Here is a 15,763-nt window from a genome sequence, read left to right as displayed (position 1 = left end):
TCGGTTCCGGCACGTCCGCCCCTCGCTCCGTGGTGTTCGACGATCTGTACGCACGGGAGTCTAGGGCCTGTTAAAGAGACGGTAAGCAGGCGTCCAGGGTTGAGGTGGGGTTATCCCCCGTCGGGTCCGGCAGCCCGCCTCATGGCGCCCCGGCGCGCGGCCGGGCACGCTGTCGCATATGACCGCTCGCATCGTCACCACAGAGCCGGACGTGGACCGTCCGCCGGCCCCGCGCTTCGCCTTCGACCGGCACACCTGGAAGGAGATCGCCTATCTCCTCAGCAATCTGCCGGTCGCCGTGCTCGGCTTCGTCTATGTCGTGACGATGCTGGCCACCGGCGTCGGCCTGGCCGTGACGGTGATCGGTCTGCCCGTGCTCGCGGCCGGTCTGCTCGGCGCGCGTCAGCTCGGGAAGGCGGAGCGGGGGCGGGCCCGCGCGCTGCTCGGGCTGCGCATCGAGGAGCCGAGCCCGCTGCCGCGCAGGCGCGACGAGGGCTTCTTCGGCCGGCTGTGGTCCGGCCTGAAGGACCCGGTGGGCTGGCGGGCGGTGCTCTACGAGTTCATACGGCTGCCGTGGGGCGTGCTCACGTTCGCCATCACGCTGACCGGTCTCTTCGTGCTGTGGCCGGTCCTCCCGTTCATCGTGCGGGGCCTGACCAACGCGGACCGGGCGATGGCGCGGGCGCTCCTGTCGCCGTCGGACGAGCTGGAGCGGCGGATCGCCGAGCTGGAGTCGGACCGCGGCGTCGTCGTCGACACGGCCGCCGCCGACCTGCGCCGCATCGAGCGCGACCTGCACGACGGCGCACAGGCCCGCCTGGTCAACCTCGCGATGGGCCTCGGTCTCGCGAAGGAGAAGCTCCTCGAGGACCCGGACGCGGCTGCCGCCATGGTCGACGAGGCGCACGGCGAGGTGAAGCTGGCGCTTCAGGAGCTGCGCGATCTGGCCCGCGGCATCCATCCGGCGGTCCTCACCGACCGCGGCCTGGACGCGGCGCTCTCCTCGGTGGCCTCGCGCTGCACGGTTCCGGTGAAGGTCACGGCTGACCTGCCTCAGCGGCCCGCCGCGGCGATCGAGGGCATCGCGTACTTCACGGTGTCCGAGCTGCTGCAGAACGTCAGCAAGCACAGCGGGGCGCGGTCGGCGTCGGTCGACGTGTGGCGCTCCGCGGACCGGCTGCTGATCCAGGTGCGGGACGACGGGCGCGGCGGCGCGAGCCTCGACAAGGGCACGGGCATGTCGGGCCTGGCGGACCGGCTCGGCGCGGTGGACGGCCTGTTCGTCGTGGACTCGCCGGAGGGCGGTCCGACGACGGTGACCGCGGAGCTGCCCTGGCGCGACCGCACACCCGCGTAGGCGCACGCCTGTGGCCGGAGGGGTAGGGAAAACCCCCGGTCCAAGACGCCGACCGGCTCCATGGCCGCGAGACGCCGCCGCGAGGACCCTGGAAGTACCAGGCGGACGAGCAGAACGGACGGACCCCACCGATGATCACGCCCACGCAGCACGGACACGGACACGGCTACCGCGACGACGCGGTGGCCGTGGAACGGCGCCGCCGTCTCCCGGCCGGGCTGCGCGCGCCGTTCGAGGCCCGTACGTTCCGCGAGCTCGGCTATCTGCTCCTGAGCCTCCCGCTCAGCGTCGTCATGTTCGTGTACGCGGTGACGATGGTGTCGCTCGGCGCCGGGCTGCTGATCACGTTCCTCGGCATCCCGGTGCTGGCCGGCGCCCTCGCCGGGGCGCGCGGGTTCGCCGCGATGGAGCGGACCAGGGCGCGCGCGCTCCTCGGCATCGACGTCGGCACCCCGGGCCCGCTGCGGCCCCGCACCCACGGCCCGATGGCGTGGATGGGCGCCCTCCTCAAGAGCGGCGAGTCGTGGCGCAACCTGCTGTACACGGTCGTGCACTTCCCGTGGGCGGTCTTCGCGTTCAACGTCGCGCTGGTCTTCTGGACGGTGGGCTGGTCCCTGCTCACGTATCCGCTGTGGCAGTGGGTCTTCCCCATGTACGCCGGCCAGGGCGGGATCCAGCTCTACGGCGACGGCGCGCACAACATCTACCTGGACAACCCCTTCGAGATCACCGTCACCGCGGCGGTCGGCCTGCTGATCACGCTCGCGACGCCGTGGATCATCAGGGCGCTGGCCTCCGTGGACCGGGCGCTGGTGAACGGTCTGCTCGGCCCGTCGCGGCTCGCCACGCGCGTCGTGGAGCTGGAGTCGGACCGCGGCGTCGTCGTCGACACGGCCGCCGCCGACCTGCGCCGCATCGAGCGCGACCTGCACGACGGCGCACAGGCCCGCCTGGTCAACCTCGCGATGGATCTGGGGCTCGCCAAGGAGAAGCTGACGGAGGACCCGCAGGAGGCGGCGCGCATGGTGGACGAGGCGCACGGCGAGGTGAAGACGGCGCTCCAGGAGCTGCGCGATCTGGCCCGCGGCATCCACCCGGCCATCCTGACCGACCGCGGCCTGGACGCGGCCCTGTCCTCCGTGGCCTCCCGCTGCACGGTCCCGGTGCAGGTCGAGGTCGATCTGCCCGCGCGGCCCGCGCCGGCCATCGAGGGCATCGCCTACTTCACGGTCAGCGAGCTCCTGCAGAACGTCAGCAAGCACAGCCGGGCGACCCGCGCCACGGTCGACGTGTGGCGGGTCGAGAACCGGCTGATGCTCCAGGTGACGGACAACGGCGTGGGCGGCGCCGACGCCTCCACCGGCTCCGGCCTCGCCGGGCTCGCCGAGCGGCTCGACGCCGTCGACGGGATCCTCCTGGTGGACTCGCCGACGGCGGGCCCGACCCGGGTCACGGCGGAACTGCCCTGGCGGCGCGCCTGACGACCGGCTCCCGCGTGTGCGGTGCACCCCTTCCCGGGTGCACCGCACACGCGTGTCCTCCCTCTTCCCGGCCAATCCCGGCGCCACGGCCCGGGACCGTCCGGATGCTGGGATGCTGGTGACTGTTGAACGGGTGGGACTGGCTGTGGGGGGCCGAGAAACGTGGAGGACAGAGTGCGAGTGGTCATCGCCGAGGATTCAGTGCTGCTCAGGGAGGGCCTGACCCGGTTGCTGACCGACCGCGGGCACGATGTGGTGGCGGGCGTGGGCGACGGGGACGCGCTGGTCAAGACCATCACCGACCTGGCCGCGCAGGACACGCTGCCGGACGTCGTGGTCGCCGACGTTCGGATGCCGCCGACCCACACGGACGAGGGCGTGCGCGCCGCGGTCCTGCTGCGCAAGCAGCACCCGGGGCTCGGAGTGCTGGTCCTTTCGCAGTACGTGGAGGAGCAGTACGCGACCGAACTGCTCGCCGGTTCCAGCCACGGTGTGGGCTATCTGCTCAAGGACCGGGTGGCCGAGGTGCGCGAGTTCGTGGACGCGGTCGTGCGGGTGGCGCAGGGCGGTACGGCCCTCGACCCCGAGGTGGTGGCCCAGCTCCTGGGGCGCAGCCGCAAGCAGGACGTGCTGGCGGGGCTGACCCCGCGTGAGCGCGAGGTGCTCGGCCTGATGGCCGAGGGCCGGACGAACTCGGCGATCGCGCGTCAACTGGTCGTGAGCGACGGCGCGGTGGAGAAGCACGTCAGCAATATCTTCCTGAAGCTGGGACTGTCGCCGAGTGACGGGGATCACCGGCGTGTTCTCGCGGTGCTCACCTACCTGAACTCGTGACGACCTGACACCCTGTCAGATATGGCGGGAATCGGTCGGCGGGCTCCATGACGCTCCGGCCGACTTCAGGGCCGACTTCAGAGCCGGCCCCAGGGTCGGTTCCGGGGCCGGTTCCGGGGTCGGTCACGGGTCGGCCCTGAACCGGCCCTAGAACCAAAGGATGAGAGGGCGCGTCTTCGAACAGGGGGCCATGGGGGTGGGTAAATCGTGACAAACAAGGTCATCAGGGTGTCTCATTGTCACGTCCACCATGCGAACCATCCAGGGAAGGCGACCCTTACCGACGTAGGGTGGGCCATGGAGAGGCCGGTCGGCCGGCCGCTCCCGCAGAGCCGCCTCGAGGGAGGTCCAGTTCAGTGACCAGCCAGGTCAGTAGCCCGGCCGAGCAGGCCGATGGCGCAGTGGTCGGAGAGCAGCGCAAACACGCGAACGGCAAGGACGTACGGCGTCTGGACCGGGTGATCATCCGGTTTGCGGGTGACTCGGGCGATGGTATGCAGCTGACGGGTGACCGGTTCACTTCGGAGACTGCGTCGTTCGGGAATGATCTGTCGACGCTGCCGAACTTTCCCGCCGAGATCCGGGCGCCCGCAGGGACTCTGCCGGGCGTTTCTTCGTTCCAGTTGCATTTCGCGGACCATGACATCCTCACGCCGGGTGACGCGCCGAATGTGCTGGTGGCGATGAATCCGGCGGCGTTGAAGGCGAACATCGCGGATGTGCCGCGTGGTGCGGAGATCATTGTCAACACGGACGAGTTCACCAAGCGGGCGATGGCCAAGGTCGGTTACGACACGTCGCCGCTGGAGGACGGTTCGCTGGACGGCTTTCATGTGCATCCGGTGCCTTTGACGACGCTGACGGTGGAGGCGCTCAAGGAGTTCGAGCTGTCGCGCAAGGACGCGGGCCGTTCGAAGAACATGTTCGCGCTGGGGCTGCTGTCGTGGATGTATCACCGGCCGACGGAGGGCACGGAGAGGTTCCTCAGGTCGAAGTTCGCGAAGAGGCCGCAGATCGCCGCGGCGAACATCGCGGCTTTTCATGCGGGCTGGAACTTCGGTGAGACGACGGAGGACTTCGCGGTCTCCTACGAGGTCGCGCCGGCCGCGTCCGCGTTCCCGACCGGTACGTACCGCAATATTTCGGGGAACCTGGCCCTGTCCTACGGGCTGATCGCGGCGTCGAGGCAGGCGGATCTGCCGTTGTATCTGGGCTCGTATCCGATCACTCCGGCGTCGGACATCCTGCACGAGTTGTCGAAGCACAAGAATTTCGGTGTGCGTACGTTCCAGGCGGAGGACGAGATCGCGGGGATCGGTGCGGCGCTGGGCGCGGCGTTCGGTGGTTCTTTGGCGGTGACGACGACGTCGGGCCCGGGCGTGGCGCTGAAGTCCGAGACGATCGGGCTCGCGGTCTCCCTCGAACTGCCGTTGCTGGTGGTGGACATCCAGCGTGGTGGTCCCTCGACGGGTCTGCCGACGAAGACGGAGCAGGCGGACCTGCTGCAGGCGATGTACGGGCGCAATGGTGAGGCGCCGGTTCCGGTGGTCGCGCCGCGGACGCCGGCCGACTGTTTCGACGCGGCGATCGAGGCGGCCCGGATCGCGGTCACCTACCGCACGCCGGTGTTCTTGCTGTCGGACGGTTATCTGGCGAACGGGTCGGAGCCGTGGCGGATCCCGGAGATCGATGAACTCCCGGATCTGCGTACGCAGTTCGCGTCGGGTCCGAATCACACGGAGGCGGACGGTACGGAGGTGTTCTGGCCGTACAAGCGTGATGCGAAGACGCTGGCCCGTCCGTGGGCGATCCCGGGCACGCCGGGCCTTGAGCACCGTATCGGCGGGATCGAGAAGCAGGACGGCACGGGCAACATCTCCTACGATCCGGCCAACCACGAGTTCATGGTCCGTACCCGTCAGGCGAAGATCGACGGTATCGAGGTGGCGGACATCGAGGTCGACGACGTGTCGGGTGATGCCGGCACCCTGGTGTTGGGCTGGGGGTCGACATACGGACCCATCACCGCCGCCGTGCGCCGGCTGCGTGCGGCCGGTGAGCGTATCGCGCAGGCGCACCTGCGGCACCTGAACCCGTTCCCGGGCAATCTGGGCGAGGTCCTGAGCCGCTACGACAAGGTGGTGGTCCCGGAGATGAACCTCGGTCAGCTCGCCACCTTGATCCGGGCCACATATCTGGTGGACGCCCGCTCCTACAACCAGGTCAACGGCATGCCGTTCAAGGCTGAGCAGCTCGCCACGGCTCTCGAGGAGGCCATCCATGGCTGACACCGGCACCAAGGGCACGGGCACGTTCGAGGCGCTCTCGCTGGTACCCAAGGCCGAGGCCGAGCAGTCCATGAAGGACTTCAAGTCCGATCAGGAGGTGCGCTGGTGCCCGGGCTGCGGTGACTACGCGATCCTGGCCGCCATGCAGGGCTTCATGCCGGAGCTGGGGCTGGCGAAGGAGAACATCGTCTTCGTCTCGGGCATCGGCTGCTCGTCCCGCTTCCCGTACTACATGAACACCTACGGGATGCACTCCATCCACGGCCGTGCCCCGGCCATCGCGACCGGCCTGGCCTCCAGCCGCCGGGACCTGTCGGTGTGGGTGGTCACCGGTGACGGCGACGCCCTGTCCATCGGCGGCAACCACCTCATCCACGCCCTGCGCCGCAACGTGAACCTGAAGATCCTCCTGTTCAACAACCGGATCTACGGGCTCACCAAGGGCCAGTACTCGCCCACCTCCGAGGTCGGCAAGATCACCAAGTCGACGCCGATGGGCTCCCTCGACGCCCCCTTCAACCCGGTGTCCCTCGCACTCGGCGCGGAGGCCTCCTTCGTGGCCCGCACCGTCGACTCCGACCGCAGACACCTCACCGACGTCCTGCGCCAGGCGGCAGCCCATCCCGGCACGGCGCTGGTGGAGATCTACCAGAACTGCAACATCTTCAACGACGGCGCCTTCGAAGTCCTCAAGGACAAGCAGCAGGCCGAGGAGGCGGTCATCCGCCTCGAACACGGGCAGCCGATCCGCTTCGGCACCGACCTCGCCAAGGGCGTCGTGCGGGACCCGCTGACCGGTGACCTGGAGGTCGTCGACGTGAACGAGGACAACCAGTCACAGATCCTCGTCCACGACGCACACGCGGCCTCGCCCACCACCGCGTTCGCCCTGTCCCGCCTGGCCGACCCCCACACCCTGCACCACACACCCATCGGCGTCTTCCGCTCCACCGAGCGGCCCGTCTACGACGTCCAGATGTCCGACCAGCTCGACGAAGCCATCGAACAGAACGGAAAGGGCGACCTGGCCGCACTGCTCGCCGGCGGCGACACCTGGACCGTCGTCGGCTAGTCGCCCCCGCACCCGGACAGACCCGCGTCCCCTTACGGGGCGCGGGTCTCGTCGTATGCGCTGCGCGCCTGCGTCACCGCTTCCATGCGGCGTTCCGTCCAGGTCGCCAGCGTGCGGACCTGTTCCGCCGCCTCGCGGCCGAGGTCGGTGAGCGAGTAGTCCACGCGCGGCGGGATGACCGGCTTCGCGTCGCGGTGCACCATGCCGTCGCGTTCCAGGGTCTGGAGTGTCTGCGTGAGCATCTTCTCGCTGACGCGGCCGATCTCCCGGCGCAGTTCACTGAAGCGGTACGAGCGCTCCTCAAGGGCGATCAGGACGAGGACGCCCCAGCGGCTGGTGACGTGTTCGAGCACGAGGCGGTACGGACACATGTCCTCGCCGCCGGAACTCCCCTTGCTTACTGCCATGCAAGTACCTTACTTCAAAGTGGGTACTTTCCAATAGTTAGCGCTACCCGTAGGCTCGGTGCCAGATAGGCCCCTAAGGCCAGATAACCCCCTAAGAGGAGATTCCAGACATGAGCATCGTCGTCACCGGAGCCACCGGACACCTCGGCCGTCTCGTCATCGACGGCCTCCTCGCCGGCGGCGTCCCGGCGGAGCGCATCGCCGCCGTCGTCCGCGACGAGGAGAAGGCCGCCGCCCTCGCCGCCCGCGGCGTCGAGCTGCGGATCGCCGACTACAGCGCGCCCGAGACGCTGACCGGGGCCTTCGCCGCCGGGGACAGGGTCCTGCTGATCTCGGGCAGCGAGGTCGGGCAGCGCGTGGCGCAGCACCAGGCCGTGATCGACGCCGCGAAGGGCGCGGGCGTCGCGCTGCTGGCGTACACGGGTGTCCTCGGCGGACCCAAGGCCGACTTCGATCTGGCGGCCGAGCACAAGGTGACCGAGCAGGCGATCCTCGACTCCGGTCTGCCGTACACGTTCCTGCGCAACGGCTGGTACCACGAGAACTACACCGGGAACCTCGCCCCGGTCCTGGAGCACGGCGCCGTCACCGCCTCCGCGGGCGAGGGCCGCGTCGCCTCCGCCTCCCGCGCCGACTACGCCGCCGCGGCGGTGGCCGTCCTCACCGGCGAGGGCCACGAGAACCAGGCGTACGAGCTGAGCGGCGACGTCGCCTGGTCCTTCGCGGAGTACGCCGCCGAGCTGTCGAAGCAGACCGGCCGGACGATCACGTACAACTCCGTCACGCCCGAGCAGAACCGGGAGATCCTGCTCGGCGCCGGACTGCCCGCGCCCGTCGCCGACATCTTCGTCGGCGTCGACACCGCCATCGAGCAGGGCCTGCTCGCCGCCACCGGCGGCGGCCTCTCCCGGCTGACCGGCCGCCCCACCACCCCGCTCGCGGACGCGATCAAGGCCGCGCTCGCCTAGCAACTTGGTGGTCCCCCACCTGCACGGATGTCCTGTCATGACCGTATAGAGATACGGACATGACAGCTGGTGCCCCGCGGCGCTACCTTCATGGGTGGCCGCCACGGGGCGTCCGCGCGTGTGGAGGAGGGGCCGTGGAGGCTGGGCAGTCGAGAAGCGAACAGCGCACAGGACTGTTGAACGGCATCGCGGCCTATGGAATGTGGGGCCTGGTGCCCCTGTTCTGGCCCCTGCTCAAGCCCGCCGGCGCCGGCGAGATCCTCGCCCACCGCATGGTGTGGTCGCTGGCCGTGGTCGGCGTCGCCCTGCTCTTCGTACGCCGCTGGGCCTGGGCCGGTGAGCTGCTGCGCAACCCGCGCCGGCTGGCGCTCGTCACCGTCGCCGCGGCCGTCATCACGGTCAACTGGGGCGTCTACATCTGGGCCGTGAACGCGGGCCATGTCGTCGAGGCCTCGCTCGGCTACTTCATCAATCCGCTGGTCACCATCGCCATGGGCGTCCTCCTCCTGGGCGAGCGGCTGCGGCCCGCGCAGTGGGCGGCGGTCGGCGTAGGCCTCGCCGCGGTCCTCGTCCTCGCCTTCGGATACGGGCAGCCGCCCTGGATCTCCCTCTGCCTCGCCTTCTCCTTCGCCACGTACGGCCTGGTGAAGAAGAAGGTCAACCTCGGCGGCCTGGAGTCCCTCGCCGCCGAGACCGCGATCCAGTTCGTGCCGGCGCTCGCCTATCTGCTGTGGCTCGGCGCGCAGGGCGAGTCCACTTTCGGCGACGGCGCGGGCCACGCCACGCTGCTCGCGGCGACGGGCCTGGTCACCGCGATCCCCCTGGTCTGCTTCGGCGCCGCCGCCATCCGCGTACCGCTGTCGACGCTGGGGCTGCTCCAGTACCTGGCGCCGGTCTTCCAGTTCCTGCTCGGCATCCTGTACTTCCACGAGGCGATGCCCGCCGAACGCTGGGCGGGCTTCGCTCTCGTGTGGGTGGCGCTCACGCTCCTGACGTGGGACGCGCTGCGGGCGGCCCGGCGGGGGCGGATCGCGCTTGCCGAGCAGGAGGCGCGGGCGACGGCTCCGGAGACGGTGCCGGAGTCGACGATGAATTCCGAGACCCGGCCCCAGCCGCAGACGGACCCGCGGCGCGAGCCGGCCGCCTGATCCCGCGCGCCGCCACGAGCGCGCCCAGCGTCACCATCACCACCGGCACCACGAGGGCCGCGCGGAAGGCGGAGAGCGTGTCCGCCGCGCCGGCCCCCTCGGAGGCGAGCCCGTACACCGCGGTCACCGCCGAGATGCCGAGCGCCGAACCGAACTGTGTCGACGTGTGGAGCAGCCCGCCCGCGAGCCCCTGCTCCTCCTCCGCGACCCCGCCCGTCGCCGCGATGGTCAGCGGACCGTAGGCGAGCGCGAACGCGGTCCCGGCGATGATCAGGGTCGGGAACATGGCGGCGTACGTCCAGTCCATGCCGACCGGCAGGAACAGCCCGTACGCGAGGATCGCGAGCAGGAAGCCGCCGAGGACGACGCGCGCGTTGCCGAAGCGCTCGACCAGGCGCGGGGTGAGCGTCGGCGCGAGGACCGCGTCGCAGCCCATCACGACGAGCGCGATCGCCGTCTGCAGGGACGACCAGCCGCGCAGCTCCTGGAGGTACAGGGTCAGCACGAACTGGAACCCGAAGAACGCGCCGACGAACAGCAGCGCCCCCAGGTCGGCGCGGACCACCGTCCCCGTACGGAAGATGCCGAGCCGCACGAGGGGCGCCGCGCTGCGCCGCTCCACGGCCACGAAGACACCCACGAGCGCGAGTCCCAGGGCGACGGCGGCGGCCGTCAGCGGCCAGCCCGCGAGCCCGTGTTCGAGCCGCACGACGCCGTAGGCGACGAGGAGCATGGCGCCCGCGGCCGCGGCCGCTCCGGCCACGTCGAACCCGCCGCCCCGCCGCTCGGGCGCGGCCTGCGCGGGGATCAGCCGCACCGCGGCGGCCAGGATCGCCCCGGCGAGCAGCACGGGCGCGAAGAACACCCACCGCCAGCCGAGCTCGGTCAGCAGCCCGCCGATGACGAGCCCGAGGGAGAAGCCGCCCGCGGCCGTTCCGGCGAAGACGAGGAGCGCCTTGTTGCGCTGCGGCCCCTCGGCGTACGAGGTGGTGATGAGCGACAGCGCGGCCGGCGTCATGAACGCGGCGGAGACGCCGGTGACGAAGCGCGCGACGATCAGCATCCACCCCTCGGTCGCGAAGCCGCCGAGCCCGGAGAAGGCCAGGAAGACGGCCAGCCAGAACAGGAACATCCGGCGCCGCCCGAGCAGATCGGCCGCCCGCCCGCCGAGCAGCGTGAATCCGGCGTAGCCGAGGACGTACGCGCTCATGACCCACGCGGCCGTGTCGGTGCCGAGGCCCAGGTCGGACCGGATCGAGGGGATCGCGACGGCGAGCATGGCGACGTCGATGCCCTCCAGAAAGATCGTTCCGCAGAGGACCAGCAGCAGTGCCCAGGCGCGAGTGCCCATGACGGGTCGGCTCCTCAAGTCGCTTGAAAGGGAAGGCGGTTACGTGACGGAGGGTCGGTTCCCTCTTGTAACCACCCCGATCCTGCGGCAGCATCGACGGGCATGGAAGAAGGCACTTCTAAGTCACCGAGTAACTGCGCGAGCACCGTCCCCGGCGCCGACCACGGCGACCCGGACCCCTTCCAGTGGGACACCCGCGAGGGCTGCGAGGTGCGCCAGATCCTCGACCGGGTCGCCGACAAGTGGTCCCTGCTCGTCATCGCGCTCCTCGAACACCGCCGGCTGCGTTTCACCCAACTGCGCCGCGAGATCGACGGGATCAGCCAGCGGATGCTGACGGTCACGCTGCGGCAACTGGAGCGGGACGGCCTGGTGAAGCGGACGGTGCACCCGGTGGTGCCGCCCCGGGTCGAGTACGAGCTGACGGCACTCGGCGGCACGCTGCACGAGACGATCCGGTCCCTGGTGACCTGGACCGAGCGTCACCAGGGCGAGATCGCCGCGGCCCGCGCCGCGTACGACACCCGGGCGGAGGAGGAGGCGGCCGGAGCGGCGGCCGGCGCGAGCGCTCCGTGACCCCCGGGTCCGGGCGAACCCCCTGGACGGAATTACTTGCGTGTACATAAACTGCACGTGCAGGTAATCGGCGCGACCAACCGACCCCGGAGTGCCCCATGTCCCGCACGTTCCTCTTTCTGCTCGGCAGCAGCCGCGGCGAAGGCAACACCGAGATCCTGGCCCGCAAGGCCGCCGAGCAGCTCTCCCCCGAGGTCGGGCAGCGCTGGATCGACCTCACCGCGCACCCCCTGCCCGACTTCGAGGACCTGCGCCACGACAGCGACCACACCCGGCCCACCGGCGACAACACGGCGCTGCTCCTGGACGCGACCCTCGAAGCCACCGACATCGTCATCGCGTCGCCGCTGTACTGGTACTCCCTCTCGGCCCCCACCAAGCGCTACCTCGACTACTGGTCGGGCTGGCTGCGCACCCCCGGCATCGACTTCAAGGCGACCCTCGAAGGCCGCACCCTGTGGGGCGTGACGGCGCTCGCCCACGAGGAGCAGGTCGTCGCGGACCCGCTGGTCGGCACGCTGCGCAACTCGGCCGCGTACATGGGCATGCGCTTCGGCGGCGTCCTGCTCGGCAACGGCAGCAAGCCCGGTGACGTGCTCAAGGACGAGGAGGCGCTGCTGCGCGCCAAGACGTTCTTCGCGCCCGAACGGCATCCGGAGATCGCCCGCTTCCCGTACGAGGTGCGGTAGCGCGGCAGTCGGTCACGCCGTGATGTCCTTCGCCGTGAAGCGCGCCCACGCCGCCGAACCGAACACGGCCGCGTACAGGCCCTGGAGGCCCAGGTTCTTGAGCAGGTCGTCCCAGTAGACCGGCTCGCGCATCAGGTCGGCGAAGGACAGCCAGTGGTGCGAGAACAGGTACGGCTGGATCGCGTGCAGCTGGGGGATCTGGTCGAGGATCTGGACGGTGATGAGCAGGCCCACCGTCGTCGCCATCGCCGCGATCCCGCTGTTGGTGAGGGTCGAGACGAACAGTCCGAGCGCGGCGATGCCGACGAGTGACGCGGCCACGACGAGGGCGATCAGCAGGGCCCGTACGAGTCCCTCACCGAAGCCGATCCGGGTGCCGGAGATCGTGACGAGATCGCCGAGCGGGAAGAGAAGGGCGCCCGTGGCGAGCGCCGTCACCGCCACGACCAACGTCGCGACCAGGCAGAACGTCATCGTCGTCGCGTACTTGGTGAGCAGCAGCCGGGTGCGGCCCGCGGGGGCGACGAGCAGATAGCGCAGCGTCCCCGCGTTCGCCTCGCCGGCGATCGCGTCGCCCGCTATCACCCCGACGGCCATCGGCAGGAAGAACGGGAGCGTCGCGGCGAGCGACGTGAAGACCAGGAACAGGCCGTTGTTGGTGATCTGCGCGATGAACGCGGGTCCTCCCCCGCCGCCGCCCGCGGCCGGTGAACCCCCGCTCGTCTCGACCTTCACGGCGATCCCGACGAGGATGGGCACCCCGGCCAGGACGGCGAGCAGGGCGAGCGTGCGCCAGCGCCGGAACGTGGTGACCAGCTCGCTGCGGAACAGGCCGAGCGTCCAGATCCTCTTCCGCGCGGGCGACGCGTCCGTCACGACGGTGGCGGTGGTACCGGCGGCCGTGGCCTCACCCTGCGACATCGAATCCCTCTCCCGTCAGGGCCACGAACGCGTCCTCCAGCGAGGCCCGTTCGAGTCCGAAGCCGCGGACACGGACGCCCGCGGTGACCAGCGCGGCGTTCAGCTCGGCGAGGTCGGCGCCCGGACCGGGCGGCTCGCCCGTCACCTGGTCGTCCGTCACCGTCAGGTCCGCGATGCCGCGCTCCTTCAGGACACGCGCCGCGTCCCCCGGGTCGGGGGTCGTGACCACGAGACGGCCTCGGGCGCCCGCCGCCAGCTCGGCGACCGGACCCTGCGTGATGAGCCGGCCCCGCGCCATCACGGCCGCGTGCGTGCAGACCTGCTCGATCTCGTCGAGGAGGTGCGAGGAGAGGAAGACCGTCGTGCCGTCCGACGCCAGCTCCCGCACCAGGGAACGGATTTCGCGCATGCCCTGCGGGTCCAGGCCGTTCGTCGGCTCGTCGAGCACGAGGAGTCTGCGGGGCTGGAGCAGCGCGGCCGCGAGCCCGAGGCGCTGCTTCATGCCGAGCGAGTACGCCTTCGCCTTCTTGCCCGCGGCGGCCGTCAGGCCCACCCGGTCGAGCGCGGTGGCGACGCGGGCGCGGCGGGTGCGGGGGTCGGCGGCCGGGTCCGCGGAGTCGTACCGGATGAGGTTGTCCCGGCCGGACAGGAACCCGTACAGGGCGGGGCCCTCGATGAGCGCGCCGACGTGCGGGAGGACCGTGCGCGTGGCGCGGGGCATGGGGAGGCCGAGGACACTGGCCGCGCCGGACGTCGGCTCGATCAGACCCATCAGCATGCGGATGGTGGTGGTCTTGCCCGAGCCGTTCGGCCCGAGGAAGCCGAAGACGCTGCCGGCGGGGACGGTGAGGTCGAGGCCGTCGACCGCCAACTGGTCGCCGCCGTAGCGCTTGGTGAGGGCCCGCGTCTCGATCACGGATTCCCCGGCAGTGCTCGCCGCCATCTCGCTCCCGTCGTGTCCGTCGGTCCCCGGTGGAGTGCAGGAGTGGAGGCACCGGGACCGGCGCCTCCACTCCTGCCTGCCAACTCTCGTGCCGCGTACGGCTACTGCGCCGCGTTCGCCGCCTTCACGAGCGCGTCCTTGGTGACCGCGCCCGCGTAGACCTTGCCGTCGTCCGTGACGAGCGCGTTGACCAGGCGGGTCGAGAAGACCGTGCCCGAGCCGAACTTGCCCGTCACATGGTCGCCGAGCGCGTCCATGAACTTCTGCGCCTCCGGCGGGACGTCGCCCGAGGCCGAGCCGCCCGTCGGCAGGCCCTGCCCGCCGGGCAGCTTCAGCTCGGCGATGGACGTCCAGCCCTCACCGATGACCTTCAGGTCCTTCATGCCGCCGCCCTGGGCGTTCCTCAGCCCCTTCGGCATGTCCTTGGGCAGGTCCTTGGGCATGTCCTTCGGTGCGTGGGACTTGTCCCGCGCCTTGAGGTCGTCGCCCTCGGTGACCTTGGTGCCCTTCGGCGGGGTGAAGTCGAACGTGGAAGCGGCCGGCTTGGCGAAGTCCACCTTGGTGAATCCCGCGTCCACGACCGCCTTGCCGCCGCCCGCGGGCGTCAGCGTGAACTTCAGCGGCACACCGGTCTTCGCGTCCACCGAGATGGTGATCCCGCCGACCGTCGAACCGGCCTGCTTCGGCTTGACGAGCAGCTTGTACGCGTCACGCCCCGCGACCTGCGAGGTGCCTTCCACAGAGATGGACGTCGTCTTGCCGGACGCCTTCAGGACCTCGTCCGCGAGCTCCTTCGGCGTGGCCGGGACACCCTTCGGTGTCTCGCCCTTGCCGTGCTTCTCGGCCCGGTCACCTGCGCCAGCGGCGTCCTTGGCGTGGTACGCCTCGTTCGACGCGCTGTCGTAGGCCCAGACCTCGTCGCCGTTGTGGATGACGCTGTACTCGGCGGCGTCGTCCAGGACGGAGAGCTTGTGCCGGTCGGGGCCGTCCGTCGCGATACGCAGCGTGTGCGTGCCGCCGGCCAGCTCCATCAGCTTGGACTGCGGGTCGGCGGAGGAGCCCGCCTTGCCGTCCGAGGAGCCGCCGGCGCCCGGGGTGAAGCCGCCCGCCATACCGCCCAGGGACGGGAGTCCGAGATCCGTGGAGATCTTCACCGTGCCGGACATCTGCTGCACGTCCGACTTGGCGATCTTCTCGATGAGCTGCTGTGCGCTGATCTTAGGCAGGTCGGGATTGCCGGAGTCGGCCAGCGCGGGGACGAGCCCGATCGTCGCCGCGGCCACCCCCACCACCGCGACCGGGACCACATAGCGGGTCGCCTTGCGACGACCGGCGCTTTCGGATTCGTACGGTGCCATGTTGTTGCCCTACCTCCGTGTTGGGCGGCGGCCTACCGTCCTTGCTCGTCTGTCCACCCCAAGCCGCCATTCTCACCCGAACTGGTCAGGAGTGGTGGTGTCAATCTGACCAAATCGGCCGGGCGTAAGCGTCAGACCCCAGGATCAACTCCGCGTACTCCCGCGGTATGACACGGGAGGGCGGCGCCTCCCCCATCCCGTAGGGGAGACGCCGACGACGGTGTTCAGGCGCGGGGTGTCGGCGGTGCCGGAGAGTGAAGCAAGGTGCACGGGCAGGGCGTGGACGGCACATGGTTCGCGGTGACACCCACCGGCGCCAGGGCGCAGGGCGGCTCGGGGTCGAGCAGCGACGGCTGCTGACCCCGTCGAC

Annotated in this window: 13 protein-coding genes and 1 pseudogene; 9 read left to right on the top strand and 5 right to left on the bottom strand. The window is 70.4% G+C overall.

Translation table 11 applies throughout. From position 1 onward, the window contains the following. Positions 1-178 precede the first annotated feature (178 nt). From LGI35_RS26040 to LGI35_RS26020, 5 genes are all read left to right on the top strand, one after another. Complete coding sequence (locus LGI35_RS26040; protein WP_227296736.1) at positions 179-1,357, top strand: sensor histidine kinase; 1,179 nt, start codon at positions 179-181, stop codon at positions 1,355-1,357. A gap of 131 nt (positions 1,358-1,488) precedes the next feature. Next, positions 1,489-2,838 carry a sensor histidine kinase gene (locus LGI35_RS26035; RefSeq protein WP_227296735.1) on the top strand — a complete coding sequence of 450 codons (1,350 nt, stop codon included), beginning with the start codon at positions 1,489-1,491 and terminating at the stop codon, positions 2,836-2,838. Between the two features lie 174 nt (positions 2,839-3,012). After that, the gene (locus LGI35_RS26030; protein WP_279349011.1) at positions 3,013-3,672 is read left to right on the top strand and encodes a LuxR C-terminal-related transcriptional regulator; all 660 of its coding nucleotides are present in this window, start codon (positions 3,013-3,015) and stop codon (positions 3,670-3,672) included. Between the two features lie 356 nt (positions 3,673-4,028). After that, positions 4,029-5,960: a 2-oxoacid:acceptor oxidoreductase subunit alpha gene (locus tag LGI35_RS26025; protein ID WP_227296733.1), complete on the top strand. Its 1,932-nt coding sequence runs from the start codon at positions 4,029-4,031 to the stop codon at positions 5,958-5,960. Continuing rightward, positions 5,953-7,032, top strand: coding sequence for a 2-oxoacid:ferredoxin oxidoreductase subunit beta (locus tag LGI35_RS26020; protein WP_227296732.1), 1,080 nt, complete (start codon positions 5,953-5,955; stop codon positions 7,030-7,032). Before LGI35_RS26025 ends, LGI35_RS26020 begins: the two co-directional genes overlap by 8 nt. A gap of 32 nt (positions 7,033-7,064) precedes the next feature. Here LGI35_RS26020 and LGI35_RS26015 read toward each other — a convergent pair whose 3' ends face one another. Further along, positions 7,065-7,439 carry a winged helix-turn-helix transcriptional regulator gene (locus tag LGI35_RS26015; RefSeq protein ID WP_227296731.1) on the bottom strand — a complete coding sequence of 125 codons (375 nt, stop codon included), beginning with the start codon at positions 7,437-7,439 and terminating at the stop codon, positions 7,065-7,067. A gap of 110 nt (positions 7,440-7,549) precedes the next feature. Between LGI35_RS26015 and LGI35_RS26010 the strand changes: the two genes are divergently transcribed. Both LGI35_RS26010 and rarD read left to right on the top strand, forming a co-directional pair. Beyond that, positions 7,550-8,407 carry an SDR family oxidoreductase gene (locus tag LGI35_RS26010; protein ID WP_227296730.1) on the top strand — a complete coding sequence of 286 codons (858 nt, stop codon included), beginning with the start codon at positions 7,550-7,552 and terminating at the stop codon, positions 8,405-8,407. A gap of 200 nt (positions 8,408-8,607) precedes the next feature. Further along, positions 8,608-9,555 carry an EamA family transporter RarD gene (rarD, locus tag LGI35_RS26005; RefSeq protein ID WP_264484728.1) on the top strand — a complete coding sequence of 316 codons (948 nt, stop codon included), beginning with the start codon at positions 8,608-8,610 and terminating at the stop codon, positions 9,553-9,555. Positions 9,556-9,751: 196 nt separating this feature from the next. On the opposite strand, the pseudogene LGI35_RS26000 reads toward rarD, so the two are convergent. Continuing rightward, positions 9,752-10,834, bottom strand: a pseudogene (locus LGI35_RS26000) (MFS transporter); the annotation flags it as partial. 174 nt (positions 10,835-11,008) lie between these two features. On the opposite strand from LGI35_RS26000, the gene LGI35_RS25995 reads away from it, so the two are divergent. Then, positions 11,009-11,482, top strand: coding sequence for a winged helix-turn-helix transcriptional regulator (locus LGI35_RS25995; RefSeq protein ID WP_227296728.1), 474 nt, complete (start codon positions 11,009-11,011; stop codon positions 11,480-11,482). A gap of 98 nt (positions 11,483-11,580) precedes the next feature. Further along, positions 11,581-12,171, top strand: coding sequence for a flavodoxin family protein (locus LGI35_RS25990; protein ID WP_227296727.1), 591 nt, complete (start codon positions 11,581-11,583; stop codon positions 12,169-12,171). A gap of 12 nt (positions 12,172-12,183) precedes the next feature. Here LGI35_RS25990 and LGI35_RS25985 read toward each other — a convergent pair whose 3' ends face one another. The 3 genes from LGI35_RS25985 to LGI35_RS25975 form a co-directional block, all read right to left on the bottom strand. Beyond that, positions 12,184-13,092, bottom strand: a complete 909-nt coding sequence (locus LGI35_RS25985) for an ABC transporter permease (protein WP_227296726.1) — start codon at positions 13,090-13,092, stop codon at positions 12,184-12,186. Next, positions 13,079-14,035, bottom strand: coding sequence for an ABC transporter ATP-binding protein (locus LGI35_RS25980; protein ID WP_227296725.1), 957 nt, complete (start codon positions 14,033-14,035; stop codon positions 13,079-13,081). Before LGI35_RS25980 ends, LGI35_RS25985 begins: the two co-directional genes overlap by 14 nt. A gap of 101 nt (positions 14,036-14,136) precedes the next feature. Beyond that, positions 14,137-15,393: a LolA family protein gene (locus LGI35_RS25975; protein ID WP_227296724.1), complete on the bottom strand. Its 1,257-nt coding sequence runs from the start codon at positions 15,391-15,393 to the stop codon at positions 14,137-14,139. Between the last annotated feature and the right edge of the window lie 370 nt (positions 15,394-15,763).

The organism is Streptomyces longhuiensis (assembly GCF_020616555.1).
Classification (GTDB): domain Bacteria; phylum Actinomycetota; class Actinomycetes; order Streptomycetales; family Streptomycetaceae; genus Streptomyces; species Streptomyces longhuiensis.
Note: the sequence above shows the minus strand (reverse complement) of the source record. Positions and strands in the feature narration are given on the sequence as shown.

What these genes read in the sequence shown, in the direction of transcription:
- LGI35_RS26040 (WP_227296736.1), top strand. Translation starts at nt 179, where the DNA reads ATGACCGCTCGCATCGTCACCACAGAGCCGGACGTGGACCGTCCGCCG.
- LGI35_RS26035 (WP_227296735.1), top strand. Translation starts at nt 1,489, where the DNA reads ATGATCACGCCCACGCAGCACGGACACGGACACGGCTACCGCGACGAC.
- LGI35_RS26020 (WP_227296732.1), top strand. Translation starts at nt 5,953, where the DNA reads ATGGCTGACACCGGCACCAAGGGCACGGGCACGTTCGAGGCGCTCTCG.
- LGI35_RS26015 (WP_227296731.1), bottom strand. Translation starts at nt 7,439, where the DNA reads ATGGCAGTAAGCAAGGGGAGTTCCGGCGGCGAGGACATGTGTCCGTAC.
- LGI35_RS26010 (WP_227296730.1), top strand. Translation starts at nt 7,550, where the DNA reads ATGAGCATCGTCGTCACCGGAGCCACCGGACACCTCGGCCGTCTCGTC.
- rarD (WP_264484728.1), top strand. Translation starts at nt 8,608, where the DNA reads ATGTGGGGCCTGGTGCCCCTGTTCTGGCCCCTGCTCAAGCCCGCCGGC.
- LGI35_RS25995 (WP_227296728.1), top strand. Translation starts at nt 11,009, where the DNA reads ATGGAAGAAGGCACTTCTAAGTCACCGAGTAACTGCGCGAGCACCGTC.
- LGI35_RS25990 (WP_227296727.1), top strand. Translation starts at nt 11,581, where the DNA reads ATGTCCCGCACGTTCCTCTTTCTGCTCGGCAGCAGCCGCGGCGAAGGC.
- LGI35_RS25985 (WP_227296726.1), bottom strand. Translation starts at nt 13,092, where the DNA reads ATGTCGCAGGGTGAGGCCACGGCCGCCGGTACCACCGCCACCGTCGTG.
- LGI35_RS25980 (WP_227296725.1), bottom strand. Translation starts at nt 14,035, where the DNA reads ATGGCGGCGAGCACTGCCGGGGAATCCGTGATCGAGACGCGGGCCCTC.
- LGI35_RS25975 (WP_227296724.1), bottom strand. Translation starts at nt 15,393, where the DNA reads ATGGCACCGTACGAATCCGAAAGCGCCGGTCGTCGCAAGGCGACCCGC.